The organism is Streptoalloteichus hindustanus (assembly GCF_900129375.1).
Lineage (GTDB): Bacteria > Actinomycetota > Actinomycetes > Mycobacteriales > Pseudonocardiaceae > Streptoalloteichus > Streptoalloteichus hindustanus.
The window spans coordinates 559205-575174 of sequence record NZ_FQVN01000003.1; the positions used below are offsets into that span (position 1 = coordinate 559205).

The 15970-nt window shown below is 74.4% G+C and carries 15 protein-coding genes; 4 read left to right on the forward strand and 11 right to left on the reverse strand.

Annotation, left to right across the window (positions count from 1 at the left end; genetic code table 11):
• Nucleotides 1-144 precede the first annotated feature (144 nt).
• Nucleotides 145-1521, reverse strand: coding sequence for a class II 3-deoxy-7-phosphoheptulonate synthase (locus BUE43_RS11720; protein WP_073482051.1), 1377 nt, complete (start codon nucleotides 1519-1521; stop codon nucleotides 145-147).
• A gap of 158 nt (nucleotides 1522-1679) precedes the next feature.
• On the opposite strand from BUE43_RS11720, the gene BUE43_RS11725 reads away from it, so the two are divergent.
• Nucleotides 1680-2780 carry a DUF2891 domain-containing protein gene (locus BUE43_RS11725; RefSeq protein ID WP_143174096.1) on the forward strand — a complete coding sequence of 367 codons (1101 nt, stop codon included), beginning with the start codon at nucleotides 1680-1682 and terminating at the stop codon, nucleotides 2778-2780.
• Between the two features lie 683 nt (nucleotides 2781-3463).
• Nucleotides 3464-4807 carry an FAD-dependent oxidoreductase gene (locus BUE43_RS11730; protein WP_073482058.1) on the forward strand — a complete coding sequence of 448 codons (1344 nt, stop codon included), beginning with the start codon at nucleotides 3464-3466 and terminating at the stop codon, nucleotides 4805-4807.
• A gap of 121 nt (nucleotides 4808-4928) precedes the next feature.
• On the opposite strand, the gene BUE43_RS11735 is transcribed toward BUE43_RS11730, so the two are convergent.
• The 3 genes from BUE43_RS11735 to BUE43_RS11745 all read right to left on the reverse strand — a co-directional run bounded on the left by BUE43_RS11735 (nucleotide 4929) and on the right by BUE43_RS11745 (nucleotide 7556).
• Nucleotides 4929-5954, reverse strand: coding sequence for a 6-phosphofructokinase (locus BUE43_RS11735; RefSeq protein WP_073482061.1), 1026 nt, complete (start codon nucleotides 5952-5954; stop codon nucleotides 4929-4931).
• A gap of 311 nt (nucleotides 5955-6265) precedes the next feature.
• Entirely contained in the window at nucleotides 6266-6763 is a 498-nt protein-coding gene (locus tag BUE43_RS11740) for a polyadenylate-specific 3'-exoribonuclease AS (protein WP_073482064.1), read from the reverse strand.
• Between the two features lie 70 nt (nucleotides 6764-6833).
• On the reverse strand, nucleotides 6834-7556 hold the full coding sequence (locus tag BUE43_RS11745; RefSeq protein WP_073482068.1) for a lysophospholipid acyltransferase family protein: 723 nt from the start codon (nucleotides 7554-7556) through the stop codon (nucleotides 6834-6836).
• 210 nt (nucleotides 7557-7766) lie between these two features.
• Between BUE43_RS11745 and BUE43_RS11750 the strand changes: the two genes are divergently transcribed.
• A complete protein-coding gene (locus tag BUE43_RS11750; RefSeq protein ID WP_073482071.1) occupies nucleotides 7767-8312 on the forward strand; it encodes a hypothetical protein in 546 nt (181 codons plus the stop codon).
• A gap of 46 nt (nucleotides 8313-8358) precedes the next feature.
• Here the strand turns inward: BUE43_RS11750 and BUE43_RS11755 are convergent, their stop codons facing one another.
• The 6 genes from BUE43_RS11755 to BUE43_RS11780 form a co-directional block, all read right to left on the reverse strand.
• Nucleotides 8359-9318, reverse strand: a complete 960-nt coding sequence (locus tag BUE43_RS11755) for an ROK family protein (protein WP_073482687.1) — start codon at nucleotides 9316-9318, stop codon at nucleotides 8359-8361.
• Nucleotides 9319-9326: 8 nt separating this feature from the next.
• Nucleotides 9327-9797 carry a hypothetical protein gene (locus BUE43_RS11760; RefSeq protein ID WP_073482074.1) on the reverse strand — a complete coding sequence of 157 codons (471 nt, stop codon included), beginning with the start codon at nucleotides 9795-9797 and terminating at the stop codon, nucleotides 9327-9329.
• 208 nt (nucleotides 9798-10005) lie between these two features.
• The gene (locus BUE43_RS11765) at nucleotides 10006-11238 is read right to left on the reverse strand and encodes an ArsA family ATPase (RefSeq protein WP_073482077.1); all 1233 of its coding nucleotides are present in this window, start codon (nucleotides 11236-11238) and stop codon (nucleotides 10006-10008) included.
• Nucleotides 11239-11370: 132 nt separating this feature from the next.
• A complete protein-coding gene (locus BUE43_RS11770) occupies nucleotides 11371-11811 on the reverse strand; it encodes an SRPBCC family protein (protein ID WP_073482080.1) in 441 nt (146 codons plus the stop codon).
• 74 nt (nucleotides 11812-11885) lie between these two features.
• Nucleotides 11886-12674, reverse strand: coding sequence for a metallophosphoesterase family protein (locus BUE43_RS11775; RefSeq protein WP_073482083.1), 789 nt, complete (start codon nucleotides 12672-12674; stop codon nucleotides 11886-11888).
• A gap of 57 nt (nucleotides 12675-12731) precedes the next feature.
• Nucleotides 12732-13169, reverse strand: a complete 438-nt coding sequence (locus BUE43_RS11780; RefSeq protein WP_073482087.1) for a polyketide cyclase / dehydrase and lipid transport — start codon at nucleotides 13167-13169, stop codon at nucleotides 12732-12734.
• A 122-nt stretch (nucleotides 13170-13291) separates the two neighbouring features.
• Here BUE43_RS11780 and BUE43_RS11785 point away from each other — a divergent pair, with 122 nt between their 5' ends.
• Complete coding sequence (locus BUE43_RS11785) at nucleotides 13292-15094, forward strand: AMP-dependent synthetase/ligase (RefSeq protein WP_073482090.1); 1803 nt, start codon at nucleotides 13292-13294, stop codon at nucleotides 15092-15094.
• 51 nt (nucleotides 15095-15145) lie between these two features.
• On the opposite strand, the gene BUE43_RS11790 is transcribed toward BUE43_RS11785, so the two are convergent.
• Nucleotides 15146-15910: an SAM-dependent methyltransferase gene (locus BUE43_RS11790; RefSeq protein ID WP_200797465.1), complete on the reverse strand. Its 765-nt coding sequence runs from the start codon at nucleotides 15908-15910 to the stop codon at nucleotides 15146-15148.
• Between the last annotated feature and the right edge of the window lie 60 nt (nucleotides 15911-15970).

Below are 15970 nucleotides of genomic sequence, written 5' to 3' on the forward strand. Positions count from 1 at the left end.
TATACGAAATACTTCGAACCGCTCGGGCCGGACCGGGGAGAGACCGGCAACGCGAAGGGCGGGGCCGGCGTGACACGCCAACCCCGCCCCTTCACGTGCTTCGGAGCCCTGCCGTCACCCCGTTCCCGGAAACGGCCAGACCGCTCAGGACCGCAGCATCTCCGCGACCAGGAACGCCAGCTCCAGCGACTGCTGGGTGTTCAGGCGCGGGTCGCAGGCGGTCTCGTACCGGCCGGCCAGGTCGGCGTCGGAGATCTCCTGGGCGCCGCCCAGGCACTCGGTGACGTCCTCGCCGGTCAGCTCGATGTGGATGCCGCCCGGGTGCGTGCCCAGCGAGCGGTGCACCTCGAAGAAGCCCTGCACCTCGTCCACGATCCGGTCGAAGTGCCGGGTCTTGTAGCCGGTGCTGGCCTCGTGCGTGTTGCCGTGCATCGGGTCGCACTGCCAGATCACCTGGTGGCCGGAGGCGGTCACCTTCTCGATGATCGGGGGCAGCACGTCGCGCACCTTCTGATTGCCCATCCGGCTGATCAGCGTCAGCCGACCGGGGGAGTTGCGCGGGTCGAGCCGCTCGACGTACTCGACCGCCATCTCCGGGGTGGTGCTCGGACCGATCTTCAGGCCGATCGGGTTGGCCAGCAGCTCGGCGAAGGCGACGTGCGCGCCGTCGAGCTGCCGGGTGCGCTCCCCGATCCACACGAAGTGCGCGGACAGGTCGTAGAGCTGACCGTCGTCCAGCCGCAGCATGGCCCGCTCGTAGTCGAGCACGAGCGCCTCGTGGCTGGCGTAGAACTCGGTGCTGTGCAGGCTGGAGTCCTGCACGCCGCACGCGCCCATGAACCGCAGGCCGCGGTCGATCTCGCTGGCCAGCGCCTCGTACCGCTCACCGGCCGGCGACGTGCGCACGAAGTCCTTGTTCCAGTCGTGCACGCGGTGCAGGTCGGCCATGCCCGCGTGGGTGAGCGCGCGGAGCAGGTTCATGGCCGCACCCGCGTTGGCGTAGGCGCGGATCATGCGGGACGGGTCGTGCACCCGGGCCTCGGGCGTGGCGACCAGTGAGTTGACCATGTCGCCGCGGTAGGACGGCAGGCCCAGCGCGTCGGTGTTGGCCGAGCGCGGCTTGGCGTACTGGCCGGCGATCCGGCCCAGCTTCACGACTGGCGTGCTCGCGCCGTAGGTGAGCACGACGGCCATCTGGAGCAGCGTCCGGACGTTCGCCCTGATGTGCGGCTCGGTGTTGTCGGCAAACGTCTCCGCGCAGTCGCCGCCCTGCAGCAGAAACGCCTCGCCCCTGGCGACGGCGGCGAGGCGCTCCCTGAGGAGGTCGACCTCGGCGGGCACGGTGATCGGCGGGACGCTCTCCAGCACCGCCCGCACCTTGCGGGCCTGCTCGGGGTCGGGCCAGTCCGGCTGCTGGGCGGCAGGCCGGGCGAGCGCGTCGTCGAGGCGGGCCCGCAGCTCCTGCGGGAGCGGCGGCAACGCCGGGAGCGTGTCCACGGGCACGTCCACGGTCCAGTTCACGGGTACCAGGGTAGGGCGTGTCCGTTGTCTCCTGTTCTCCGGGCGGCCCCTCCCGCCAGGTGGGACACGATTCAGATCCCCGGCCGCCCCTCGGGGCGGAGCGCGGCGCTGCCGAACGGGCGCTGTCCGCGCGCCCCACCCGGGAGAGGATGCCCGCCATGACCCGCCTGGACGACACCGAGAGAGCCGGACTGCTGGCCAAGGCCGTCGACAACGTCCGCCGTGACTACCCCGTGCACTGGACGCACCTCGTCCACTCCGCCGACGAGCTCACGCCGCAGCGCGTGCTGCACCCGGTCTTCGCCGGGTCCTACGACTGGCACTCCTGCGTGCACCAGACGTGGTTGCTGGTCCGCCTGCTGCGACTGCGCCCCGAGCTGCCCGGCGTCGGCGACGCCCGCGCCGCCCTGGACGAGCTGGTGACGCCGGAGGCGTGCGCGGTGGAGGCGGACTTCTTCCGCGCCGAGAAGGGCGAGCACTGGGAGCGCCCGTACGGCTGGGCGTGGCTGTTGGTGCTGGTCGCCGAGCTGCGGAACTGGGCCGACGGGACTGGGCTGAACGAAGCCGCGTTGAACGAAGCTGGCGGCGGCGACCGGGACGCGGCCCGCCGGTGGGCGGAGGCGTTGCGCCCCCTGGCGGAGGTGCTGCGTGGCCGGCTGCTCGCCTGGCTCCCCTCCGCCCGGTTCCCGGTGCGGGCGGGCACGCACGGGAACACCGCGTTCGCCCTGTCGCTGATCCTCGACGCGGCGCGCGCCGTCGACGACAGCGAGCTGGCCGAGTGCTGCGAGCGCACGGCGCTCCGCTGGTACGGCTCGGACACGCACTACGGGGCCTACGAGCCGGACGCGGCCGACTTCCTGTCCCCCGCGCTCGCGGAGGCGGACCTGATGCGCCGGGTGCTCGACCCGGCCGCGTTCGCCGGGTGGCTGGACGGGTTCCTGCCCGACCTCGCCGAGCCGCGCTGGGCTGGGCTGCGGGCTCCGGTGCCGGTCGACGACCCGGGCAACCCGTACGGCTCGCACCTCGCCGGGTTGGCGTTGTCCCGGGCCTGGTGCTGGTGGGGGATCGCGCGGGCCCTGCCCGCCGGCCACCGGTTCCGGTCGCTGGCCGAGGCCGCGGGGCGCGAGCACGCCCAGGTGGGGCGGACGTACCTGTTCGGTCACGGCTACGCCGCCGAGCACTGGCTGGGCACGTTCGCGGTCTACCTGGACCTGGGGGCGCTGGGGCCGGGCGAAGGCCGGGCGACGCCCGGTCGGTGATCGCGGACCGGCCGCGCCTTCCCCGGCGCGACCGGCCCGCCCGGCGGGGTTCCCGTGCCGACCACACCGGCCGGGAACCCGGGTCTGGGGTGGGGGCGACGAGCCGGCCGGCCCCGGCGTACCGCGCGCCGTGGGCCGGCCGACCGTCAGCCGGACCGAAGCAGAATGATCAAGGTCGACGAGGGCGCAGCCCGCTCTGCCGCTGAGCTACGGGCCCCGGCGCCGTCACCGCCAGCGGCCGGGCCCGGCGGGAGTCGAACCCGCGACCCGCTGCCCGAGATTCCGCCCTCGTCGGCGTACCGCCCCGATCCGGCCGCCCCTGACGCGGCCGTCCGGCTCGTCGACCGGGTGGAACCCACCCGGGGAGCCGGTCCCGGTCGGTCAGGGACGCATGGGCAAGTCCGGAGACCGCCGGCCGAGCCGACACGCTCTCGCAGTAGCCCCGCTCTTCACCCCGGTGATGTTGCCAGCGGAGCTTCCTTGCGCGCCAACGGTTTTTCACCGCGACGAACGGGAGGCGCGCCGCGGGGACCACCGCGGGGCTGGGCCGATATGAGCAGGCCCACAGCGCCCGATCAGCCCATGATCGCTTAGGCAAGGCTAACCTTCACGAGGAGTTCCCTGCCCGCGCCCCGGGACCGACCGATGCGGGCGCGCACCACCCCAGACACGGAGGAACGTCTATGAGTCGCCCGCTGCGGGTGGCGGTCGTCGGCGCGGGTCCCGCGGGCATCTACGCGGCCGACATCCTGACCAAGTCGGACACGCCGGTGAGCATCGACCTGATCGAGCGACTGCCCGCACCCTACGGCCTGATCCGCTACGGCGTCGCACCGGACCACCCGCGGATCAAGCAGATCGTCAACGCCCTCCAGCGGGTGCTTGAGCGGCCGGAGATCCGCCTCCTCGGCAACGTCGACTACGGCGTCGACCTGAAGCTGGAGGACCTGCGGCAGCACTACGACGCGGTCATCTTCGCCACCGGGGCCGACCGGGACCGCGACCTCGCGGTGCCCGGCGTCGACCTGCCGGGCAGCTTCGGCGCCGCCGACTTCGTGTCCTGGTACGACGGGCACCCCGACGCGCCGCGCGACTGGCCGCTGACCGCGCGCAGCGTGGCCGTGATCGGCGCCGGGAACGTGGCGCTGGACGTCGCCCGCGTCCTCGCCAAGACCGCCGACGAGATGCTGACCACCGAGATCCCGGACAACGTCTACCGGGGTCTGGCCGCCAGCCAGGTGACCGACGTGCACGTCTTCGGCCGCCGCGGCCCCGCGCAGGCCAAGTTCACCCCGCTGGAGCTGCGGGAGCTGGACCACTCCCCCAACGTCGAGGTGATCGTCCACCCGGAGGACATCGAGTTCGACGAGGGCAGCATGCGCGCCATCAACGGCAGCAACCAGGTGAAGATGGTCGTCAAGACCCTCCAGGACTGGGCGCTGCGCGACCCGGGCACCCGCCCGCGCCGGCTGCACCTGCACTTCCTGCACAGCCCCGCCGAGATCCTCGGCGAGACCGAGGTCACCGGCCTGCGCACCGAGCGGATGGAGCTGGACGGCGACGGCGGCGCGCGCGGCACCGGCGAGTTCCACGACTGGGACGTCCAGGCCGTCTACCGCGCGGTGGGCTACCTCAGCACCCACCTGGCCGACCTGCCGTTCGACCACGACGCCGGCACCGTGCCGCACGACGCCGGCCGCGTGCTCGACCTCGACGGCCAGCACATGCCGGGCGTCTACGTGACGGGCTGGATCAAGCGCGGCCCGGTCGGCCTGATCGGCCACACCAAGGGCGACGCGCTGGAGACCGTGGGCAGCCTGCTCGCCGACCAGCCGACGCTGCCCACCCCGGCCGAGCCGGACCCCGACGCCGTGCTCGACCTGCTGCGCGAGCGGGGCGTCGCGTTCACCACGCTCACCGGCTGGAACCAGCTCGACCAGCACGAGCGGGCGCTGGGCGAGGCCAGGGGCCGCGAGCGGATCAAGGTCGTGTCGCGCGAGGAGATGCTGGACATCTCCACGCGCTGACGTGCGGACCGGTACCCATGCGGCGCCCCCTGCCTCCGCGCCGCATGGGTACCTCCCACCCGTCCAGCGTTCCCCCCGGGCGACCGGCCGGACCGGCCGACCGGACGCCGGGATCAGCCGATCAACCGAAGAAGACCTCGGCCTCGGCGTAGCGCTCCAGCGGCACGGTCTTCAGCTCCGCCGTGGCCTCGGCCAGCTTGACCCGCGTGATCTCCGTGCCGCGCAGCGCGACCATCACGCCGAAGTCGCCCTCGTGCACCGCGTCCACCGCGTGCAGGCCGAACCGCGTGGCCAGTACCCGGTCGTAGGCGGTCGGGGTGCCGCCGCGCTGGGTGTGGCCCAGCACGACCGCCCTGGACTCCTTGCCGGTGCGCGCCGCGAGCTCGTCGGCCAGCCAGGTGCCGACGCCGCCCAGCCGGACGTGCCCGAACGCGTCCGTCTCCCCGGTCTGCAGCACCTCGGCGCCGCCCTCGGGCACCGCGCCCTCGGCGACCACGATGATCGGCGCGTACTCGCGCTCGAACCGGCGCCGCACCCACTCGCAGACCTTGGCCACCGAGAACGGCCGCTCCGGCACGAGGATCACGTTCGCGCCGCCGGCCAGGCCGGAGTGCAGCGCGATCCACCCCGCGTGCCGGCCCATCACCTCGACGACCAGCGCCCGGTGGTGCGACTCGGCCGTGGTCCGCAGGCGGTCGATCGCCTCGGTCGCGATGTGCACCGCGGTGTCGAAGCCGAACGTGTAGTCGGTCGCGGACAGGTCGTTGTCGATCGTCTTCGGCACGCCGACGACGCCGATGCCCTCGTCGACCAGCCGCCTGGCCACGCCGAGGGTGTCCTCGCCGCCGATGGCGACCAGCGCGTCCACCCCGTACCTGGCCAGGTTCTCCCGAATGCGCTCCACCCCACCGTCGATCTTGTACGGGTTGGTCCGGGACGACCGGAGAACGGTGCCGCCCCTGGTGAGGATGTCCTCCACGTCGTCGAGCCCCAGCGGGCGGACCTGCCCCTCGACCGGACCGCGCCAGCCGTTGAGGAACCCGACGACCTCGTGGCCGTACACCTCGATGCCCTTGCGGACGACCGCCCTGATCACCGCGTTCAGGCCGGGGCAGTCACCGCCGCCCGTGAGCACGCCGATGCGCATCTGCTCGCTCGCCTCCGTTCTGCGGGACGCCCGCACCCGAGATCACTTCGGGACACCCGCGCCCGACCGCCGCTCGCGGGCGGAGGAACACCGCGCCTCACCCACGGGCAGCTCCTGTTCGCCGAGCCGGCCGCTGTGACCGGCGTCGCATACCACGGGGTCGAGCCTGCCACGCTCTGGATCGGTGCAGCAACGGGGGGTGTCGAATTGCCCACATGGCGAGCGGGATTCGGCCGGCGGACGGCGGGGCGTGCCCGGACCGGACGCGGTCCGGGCACGCCCCGGGGACGAACGGGTGGCGGCCGGGTGGCTCAGCGCTGGCCGAGGCGGCGCCGGTGCTCCTCGATCACCCGCCAGCGCGCGAGGTTGTGCCGCGCGTCGGCCAGCGCGTCGTGCGCGTCGAGCGGGGCCGGCGGCAGCTTCGGCTTGCCCGTGTCCTCCCAGCGCTGCCGCAGGTCGCGGGTGAACCGGGGGATCGGCTGGGGCAGGGCGGGCATCGCGCCCCAGAGCTGGGCCAGCGCCACGTGGTCGTAGGCGGCGAACCAGGCCCACAGCTCGACCTCGCCGCCGTGGGCGGTCAGGAACTCGAACAGCTCGTCGCGGATGCGCGAGCGGCCGCGCCAGGTCGGGTCGGACGGTGGAGGGAGCTTGGGCAGGACGTGCTGCCGCACCCACGGCCCCGCCCGGTCCGGGTCGAACTCGGTGGACACGGCGTAGAACTCGCGGCCCTCCTCGTCCACGACCCCGATCGACACCAGGTCGATGGTCCTACCATCCTCGATGAACTCGCAGTCGTAGAAGAACCGCACCGACCAAGCCTAAAAGGCCCCGATCGGCGGCTTGTCAACGCCCACCCGAACGCCTCCGAACGGCGGCCGGTCAGGCCGCCGGGCGGTCCCGCCAGTCCCCGCCGTCCCCGCCCGACGCGGCGAGCTCGTCCTTGACCTTGGCGGCGTAGACGTCGACGTACTCGCGCCCGGTCAGCTCCATCAGCGCGTACATGATCTCGTCAGTGATCGACCGCTCGACGAACCGGTCGCCGGCCAGCCCCTCGTACCGGGAGAAGTCCAGCGGCTCGCCCACGACGATCCGCACCGGGCGGGGCCGCCACATCCGCGACCCGATGGGGTTGACCTCCTCGGTGCCGAACATCGCCACCGGGATGACCGGGACGCCGGCCTCCAGTGCCATCCGGGCCACGCCGGTCTTGCCCTTGTACAGCCGGCCGTCCGGGGAGCGCGTGCCCTCCGGGTAGATGCCGAGCAGCCGGCCCTCGCTCAGCAGCCGCACCCCGGTGTCCAGCGCGGCCTGGGCGGCCAGCGCGCTGGACCGGTCGATCGGCACCTGCCCGACGCCGGAGAAGAAGTACTTCTTGAACCGGCCCTTCAGGCCGCGCCCGGTGAAGTACTCGCGCTTGGCCAGGAAGGTGACCCGGCGCGGCACCATCAGCGGGAGGAAGAACGAGTCCGCGACCGCGACGTGGTTGCTGGCCAGGATGGCGCCACCGGTGCCCGGGATGTGCTCCAGCCCCTCGATCCGCGGCCGGCACGCAGCCCGCATCAGCGGACCGAGCAGGACGTACTTCATCAGCCAGTACAGCACTCGCGGAGCGCCTCCCTCCAGCACACACTCGGTAACCAGCGTACGGAGCGCCGGACGGCCGGCACAACGTCGGCCCCGGCAGGCGGGTGAGCCGCCCGCGTGACGCGGCCCCGCCCGCCGGCATCCGGGTGGTCGCTCGGTGCCGCGGGGCCGGACCCCCTGCCATCATGGCGGGACACCTTTCGGCGCGAGGCAAGGGAGGCCGGGGGAATGACCGGACGCACCCCCAGCCAGGACGGCCCGGAGGACGTCGACGCGGCGTTCGCCGAGATCGTCGCGGACCTCGAACGGGAGGGCGGCCTGCGCTGGCCCGACGAGGCCGAGCTCGACCAACGCCCGGACCGGCCCGTCCGCCCCGACGCCGCCTCGCCCGACGCCGCGGGCGCGGTCGACCGGCCAGGGGGCGGCGTGGGGACGGCGCCGGAGCCACCGGCTCCGTCCACTGTGTCCGGTCAGGGGATGGCTCGGGGCGCGTCCCCCGAAGCCGGGTCGCCCCCGGCGGACTCGCCGGACGACCACTACGTGCCGCCGGAGCCGCCGCCCCTCCCGCCGCTGCGGGCGCCGACCGTGGGGGCGTTGGCGCTGCTGGTGGTGGGGGTGCTGCTGCTCGTCGTCCCCTCGCTCGTCGGGCTGAGCCACCAGCTCGCCATGCCGCTGGCGCTGATCGCCCTGACCAGCGGCATCGCCTGGCTGGTGCTGCGGATGCGCCAGGGGCCGCCCCCGGACTCGGGATGGGACGACGGCGCCCAGGTCTGAGGGCGCGGCTCCGGGCTCGCTCCGCCACCGGCCCGGCCGGCGGAGGTCAGCGCGCGGGGCGGCCGTTGCGCACGACGTCCACGGCGAGGTCGTGGGCCATGGCCGCGGCGCCGACGATGCCGGCGTCGTCGCCGAGCTGGGCGGTGCGGATGCGGGCGAGCGGGCGGTGCCCGGCCCCGGTGACCACCGAGGCGTAGTGCTGCCGCGCGTCGTCGAGGAACAGCGGGGCCGACGCGGAGACGCCGCCGCCGATCACCACGACCTCCGGGTCGTAGACGTCGGCGACCAGCGCCAGGCCCTCCCCCAGCCAGCGGGCGAGGTCGGCGACGGCGCGCTGGGCGAGCGGGTCGCCGTCCCTGGCCGCGCCGGCGACGCGGCGACCGGTGACCGCGCCCGGATCGCCGGCCGCCTCCCTGCCGAGCACGGTCGACGATCCGGGGTACTCGGCGAGCAGTTCGACGGCGGTCGCGGCCAACGCCGTGCCGCTGCAGTACCGCTCCCAGCAACCCCGCTTGCCGCACGCGCAGGCGCGGCCGTCCGGTACCAGCCGGAGGTGCCCCAGCTCGGGCGCGACGCCGTGCGCGCCCCGGAACACCCGCCCGTCGACCAGCAGCGCGCCGCCGATCCCGGTGCCCAGGGCCACCAGCACGGCGACGTGCGCGCCGCGGGCCGCGCCGAACCGGTACTCGGCGAGCGCCGCGGCGTTCGCGTCGTGTTCGAGCACCGCCGGCAGCCCCAGCCGCGCCGAGACGCGGTCGGCCACCGGCACACCCCGCCAGGCCAGGTGCGGGGCGAACCGGACGCTCCGCCGGTCGGCGGTGACGAACCCGGCGACGGCCAGGCCCACGGCGGCCACGTCGTGCCGCCCGGCCAGCTCCTCGACGGCGTGCACGATGGCGTCCTCCAACGCCTCGGCGCCGGGCGGGGTGGGCGCCCTGGTCGTGTCGAGCACGGCGCCCCGCGCGTCGACGACGCCGGCGCGGACGCTGGTGCCGCCGACGTCGATGCCGACAGTCAGCACTCGGCCCCTCCGTCCCCGGTCGGGGCGGCGCGGCGCACGGTGATCCGACGCACCCGGGGCTCCGCCGCGGCCTGGTCGGCGGCCGGCGCCCGGTCAGCCGGCGTCGGGTCAGCCGCCACCGGGTCGGCCGACGTCGGATCAGCTGGCGTCGGCGGCTCCTCCCGCCGCTGCCCCGTGCCGCCGCCCTGCTCGACCACGGCCCGCAGCGTCGCCACCAGGCCGGTCACCTGCTCGGTGATCCGCCCGGCGAGCTCGGGGCGCTCGCCCCGCAGCAGCGCGAGGCCCTGGCAGACCGGGCACCAGCCGCAGGCCCCGGCGTCGTGGCCGGCCTCCGCGCCGGCGCGCATCCGCTCCAGCCACGGCTCCGCGCGCTCGGCGACGGCGTCGACCAACGAGCGCAGCTCCTCGGCCAGCCGGCCGCCGGCGTCCCCGTGCTCCCCTCCCGGGTTCCTGTTCGCGTTCATCGACACTCCAATCGGCGGGCGGCCACGGCCGGCGGCCGCAGGAGGGCGGCGGTGCTGGCGGCGGCGCTGGGCAGCGACAGAGTTTGGCGGAACGGCAGGCTGGCGCCGGGGACGGGAGTGCGTGCCCGAAACGCCGAGTCCACCCCACGCCTCCCTCCGCCACGTCGGTGAGCCGCGCGCCCCCGCCCTCTCCGCGTCGGGGCGGACGTCACCGCATCCACAGCCGGGGATCGGGCCGGAAGGACACCAGCAGGCCGGCCTCGTCGGCGGTGGCGTCGCTGACCTCGCAGCGGCGCAGCACCGCCGGCAGCGCGACGAGCCGGCGCCGGCCGTCGACGGTCACCGCCAGTTCGTCGCCGACCCTGGCCAGGTCGATCTCGGCCTCGGCCGGCAGCGGCACCGCCAGCCGCAGGTGGAACTCGGAGTCCAGCGCCCGGCCGCCGCCGGTGACCGACACCAGGGGCTGGCCGGCGGGCCCGGCCAACGGGTCGTCGTCGCCGTAGAGCTGGGCGGCCAGCTCGACCAGGGCGGGGACACCGACGGGCTCCGCGGCCCGGTGCTCCACCACGCGCAGCGGCGCGTCGCCCACGACCGCCAGCTCCGCCGCGCCGCGCAGCTCGGCGAGCACCGCGTCCTGCTCGGCGCGCCGGGTCCGCATCCACCGGGCGGCCGGCGAGTCCTCGGCGCCGGGGTCGGGCAGCAGTCGGTTGACGACCAGCCCGTCGACCCGGATTCCGTGCAGGGCCAGGGCGGTCAGGGTGCGGCGGGCCTCGGCCGCGACCACCCGCTCCGGCGTGAGCACCAGGCGCACGCTCGTGCCCTCGCGCTCGGTGAGCAGGGCCCGCAGCTCGGCCAGCCGCCCCGCCAGGCGGCCGAGGGCGTCCGCGGCGGCGTCCCACCGCTCGACGGAGCCGCCGGCCAAGCCGGCGAGCAGGCCCCGCACCACCCGCCGGTGGGTGGGGAACAGCCGCTCCAGGTAGGTGGCGAACGCCTCGGGCACGGCGAGCAGCCGCACCGTCTCGGCCGTCGGCGCGCAGTCCACGACCACGGTGTCCCACGGGCCGCCGCGGCTGAGCCGCTCCACCTCGGCCAGGGCGAGCAGCTCCTCCACGCCGGGCAGGACGGTCAGCTCCTCGGCGGCCAGCTCGTCCACGCCGGCGCCGGCGAGCACGGTGCCCAGGTGGCGGCGCAGCTCGCGCCACGCGTCGTCGACCAGCCGCCGGGTGTCCACATGGGACACGAACAGGCCGCCGCCGGCCTCACTGTCCACTTCGGACGGTTCGGGGCCGGCGGGCGTCCCGAGGACGTCGGCCAGCGAGTGCGCGGGGTCGGTGGAGACGACCAGGACCTTGCGCCCGGAGCGGGCCAGGTGTGCGGCGGTGGCGGCGGCGAGGGTCGTCTTGCCCACGCCGCCCTTGCCGGTGAACAGCAGGACGCGCACGCGTCGCATCTTCCGCCACGGCCACCCGTCCGTGCCATTCGGGTCGCCCCGGTGGCGGTCGGACCGATCACCGGGCCCGCGTGACGGGCCCCGCTGACAGGCAGGGCCGACAGGCGGGGCCGGCGGCGGGGGTCAGGCGGCCCGCTCGACGTGCCGGCGCAGCTCCCTGAGCGCGGAGTCCATGATCATCTTTTCCGCCTTGCGCTTGAACAGGCCGATCATCGGGATCGCCAGCTCGACCGACAGCGAGTAGGTCACCCTGGTCACCCCGGCCTGCGGCTCCAGCACGTAACTGCCCCGCTGTGCCTTCTGCATCTGGCCCTTCACCAGCTGCCAGCTCACCGCCAGCCCGTCGGCCGACCACTCGTAGGCCAGCACGTACTCGTCCTTGACCACCCCGGCGTCCAGCTCGAACCGGACCCGCGCCGGCCGGCCGTCCGGGCCCGTCTCCAGCACCTCGGTCCGCCGCACGCCGTTGGCCCACTCCGGGTACGCCGCGAAGTCCGCGATCACCGCCATGATCTTCTCCGGCTCGGCGTCGATGACGATGGACTGGGTGGACTGGTCGGCCATGTCCGCAGGCTACCGCGCCGCTCCCGCCCCGGGAGTCGTGCGGCGAGGCACGCCACGGAGCCGGTTCTCCGCGCTCACCAGTGCAGGACGAACGGCTCCCCGCTGCGGCGGAAGTGCCCCACGTTGACGCACTCGGTGTGCCCGATCCGCACCCGCCGGGCCAACGGCTGGTGCACGTGGCCGAACAGCGACCACCGCGGCCGCTGCCGGTGGATCAGCTCCAGCAGGTGCGTCGAGCCCAGCTCGTCCTTGCGCGCCCGCACGTCGTAGGTCAGTTCGGCGACCGCCGGCGGGATGTGGCTGCACAGCACGTCGACCGCGTGCAGACCGGCCACGGCCTCCGCGTAGTCCTCCGCCGTGCGCAGGTGCGGCGCCCACGGCGAGTTCCGCCGCCACAGCTGGCCGCCCGGCGGCAGCAGCGCGCCCCCGACGAAGCCGACCCGCAGGCCGCCGATCTCGGTGACCTCGCCGTCGAGCACGTGGATGTGGTCGGTGAACTCCGGCCACAGCGCCGGCGCGTCGACGTTGCCCGGGGTGGCGTAGGTGGGCGCGGTCAGGGCGCCGAACATCGCCGCGTACTGCTCGCGGGCCGCGGCCTCGACCACCGCGCCCGGGTCGTCCAGCTCGGCCCACAGCGACCGCGCGTACCGCCCGGCCTCCCCCGGCGCGCCGTGGTTGCGCAGGTGGGCGAACCGGGCCACCCGCTCCGGGCCGAACACCGCGCCGAGGATGCCCTTCGAGTGGTCCTCGTAGTCGACGAACTCCAGCAGGTCGCCCAGCACGAGCAGGGCGTCCGCGCCGTCGCCCGCCCTGGCCAGCGCCTCGGCGTTGCCGTGCACGTCCGACACCACATGGATCCGCACTCCCCCACCCTAGGGCCGGACGGGGGAGTGATCACCCGCCGGTGGGACGGCGACGGGTCAGCCGTCCGCCCCCGACCCGGGCGTCGCCGACCCGGGCGTCGCCGACCCGGGCGTCGCCGACCCGGCGGGCGGGCAGCCGGCCGGGCGGCCGGCCTCCAGCGCGGCCTTGACCTCGAACGCGACCGCCTTGGCCGCCAGCAGCCGGCGACGCGCCTCGCGCGCGGCGGCCTTCGGCGGCAGCGGGGCCGGCTGACCGCCGGGGCCGGCGCCGTCGGCGCGCAGGAAGTAGTGCAGGACGGTGCCGTCCAGCACCGGCTCCAGCCAGACCTCCATGGTGCCGACCAGCGCGCCCCGCACCGCCCAGCGCACGCCCTCGGCGCCCCGGTCCGCGTAGACCTCCAGGACCAGATCCGGCCAGAAACGACGGCAGGCGGCCGAATCCGCGAACACCGCGGCCACCGCGGCCGGGGGCACGGCGACGAACGTCTCGTCCATGAGGTCGACAGAAGGCACGCGCGAAGGGTGCCACCCTCGCTTTCCATGCCTGGCGAGGCCTATCGTCTGCGGGTCCCCGCACGCTAAGTTTCCCGCCAGTAACCCACCGCTCGGAGGTTGACGTGCGTGAGTTCAGCGTCCCGGCCACCACACCGGTGGCCGACGAGGAGAACCTCACCGACATGGTGTGGGCCAACGCGGAACGCTTCGGCACCGCCGTGAGCTTCCGCCGGCGGATCGACGGCGCGTGGGTGGACGTCACCGCCCGCGAGTTCGCCGACCAGGTCCTCGCCGTGGCGAAGGGCCTGGTCGCGGCGGGGATCGCGCCCGGGGAGCGGATCGCGCTGATGGCCCGCACCCGCTACGAGTGGACGCTGCTCGACTTCGCGATCTGGGCGGCGGGCTGCGCCAGCGTCCCCGTCTACGAGACCTCCTCCGCCGAGCAGGTGCAGTGGATCCTGTCCGACTCCGGGGCCTCGGCCGTCCTGGTCGAGACGGACGCGCACCGCGCCACGCTGGACGGCGTGCGGGACCGGCTGCCCGACGTGCGGCACGTCTGGCAGATCGAGGGCGGGGACCGCCACGACGCCGTCGAGGAGCTGCGGGCGCTGGGCGCCGAGCTGCCCGACGCCGAGGTGCGCTCCCGCAGCCGCGCCGTGCGCGCCGACGACCTCGCCACGATCATCTACACCTCCGGCACCACCGGCCGCCCCAAGGGCTGCGAGCTGAGCCACCGCAACCTGCTGGGCGAGGTCCGCTCCGACGTCGCGGCGTTCCCGCAGCTCATGGCGCCGGGCAGCTCACTGCTGATGTTCCTGCCGCTGGCCCACGTCCTGGCCAGGGCGATCACCATCTGCTGCGTCTACGCCAGGGCCACGATCGGCCACACCCCCGACATCAAGAACCTGGTCACCGACCTCAGCACCTTCCGCCCCAACTTCGTCGTCGCGGTGCCGAGGGTGTTCGAGAAGGTCTACAACGGCGCGAAGCAGAAGGCGCACTCCACCGGCAAGGGCCGGATCTTCGACATCGCCGAGGAGACCGCGGTCGGCTACAGCGAGGCGCGGGACCGCGGCTCGGTCGGCCTGGGCCTCAAGCTCAAGCACCTGCTGTTCGACAAGCTCGTCTTCAGCAAGCTGCGGGCGGCGCTGGGCGGCCGGTGCATCGCGGCGGTCTCCGGCGGCGCGCCGCTGGGCGACCGGCTGGCGCACTTCTTCCGCGGCGCGGGCGTGACCGTCTTCGAGGGCTACGGCCTGACCGAGACCAGCGCCGCGGCCTGCGTGAACACCGCCGACGCGCTGCGGATCGGGACGGTGGGCCGGCCGATCGCCGGCACGTCGGTGCGCATCGCCGAGGACGGCGAGGTCCTGGTCAAGGGCGAGGTCGTGTTCCGCTCGTACCGCAACAACGAGGCGGCGACCAGGGACGCCCTGGAGGACGGCTGGTTCCACACCGGCGACCTCGGGGAGCTGGACGACGAGGGCTTCCTGCGCATCACCGGTCGCAAGAAGGAGATCATCGTCACCGCCGGCGGCAAGAACGTCGCGCCCGCGGTGCTGGAGGACCGGCTGCGGGTGCACCCGCTGATCAGCCAGTGCATGGTCGTCGGCGACAAGCAGCCCTTCATCGGCGCGCTGATCACCGTCGACCCGGAGTTCTTCCCGGCGTGGAAGGCCCAGCACGGCAAACCGGCCGAGGCCGAGGTGTCCGACCTGGTCGACGACCCCGACCTGCGGGCGGAGATCCAGGCCGCGGTGGACGAGGCCAACAAGGCCGTCTCGCACGCCGAGTCGATCAAGAAGTTCCGCATCCTGCCGGTCGACTTCACCGAGACCGGCGGGGAGCTCACGCCCAGCCTGAAGCTGCGGCGCAACGTGGTGGCCTCGACCTACGCCGAGGACATCGCCGCGATCTACACGAGGTGACGCCCGGCCGGGCCGTGCGGCACGTCGCTGCCGCACGGCCCCGGAACGCGACTAGCGCTTGTGGGCCACCACCCGCGTGAAGCCGAAGGTGCGGCCGGCGTCGGCCCGCAACATCTCCACCTCACGCCCGGTGAGGTCCGGCCGCACGCCCGCGTTGGTCTCCACGCACACCTCGGCCCACCGGAGCCAGTGCCGCCAGCCGTCCGGGAGCATGTCCGCCCGCCGCACGTCCACCTGCCCGCCGCGCGTCCAGTGCCGCCGCCACCACTCCGGGGAGTGGAAGCACCAGAAGTCGGGCTCGAAGTGCGGTTCGAGCCACTCGGGCACCGTCTCCAGCTCCTCGGTCAGCCCGGGGACGACGATGCCCAGCTGCCCGCCCGGCCGCAGGAACTGGAGCAGGTACCCCAGGTACAGGTCGTCGGTCCCGAAGTACTGGTAGGCGTCCAGGCTGACGATCGCGTCGAAGAACCCGTGCGGGAAGGGCAGATCGTGGGCCTCGACGTGGACCGGGTAGACGCTGTCGGCCAGCCCGGCCTCGCGCACGCGCTCCCAGTTCTCCGTCGGCCGGACCCACAGGTCCGCCGCCCACACCCGCGCGCCGAACTCCCTGGCCAGGAAGACCGAGGACATCGCCCGCCCGCAACCGAGGTCGAGCACCCGCATCCCGGGCGTCCACGTCAGGACCTCGCCCAGCGCCTCGGTGAGCCAGAGGGCGTTCGGCCCCATCATGTTGTCGAGCTGCCACTGCGGGTCGTAGCCCGCCGAGCGCGGATAGGCGGTCAGGCGCAGCCGGTCCGCGATGTCCGGTTCCGTCACGGACGCGACGATTCCAAGCGCCGGACGGGTTTCGCCAACTGATTTCGCCGCGGTGCGGCG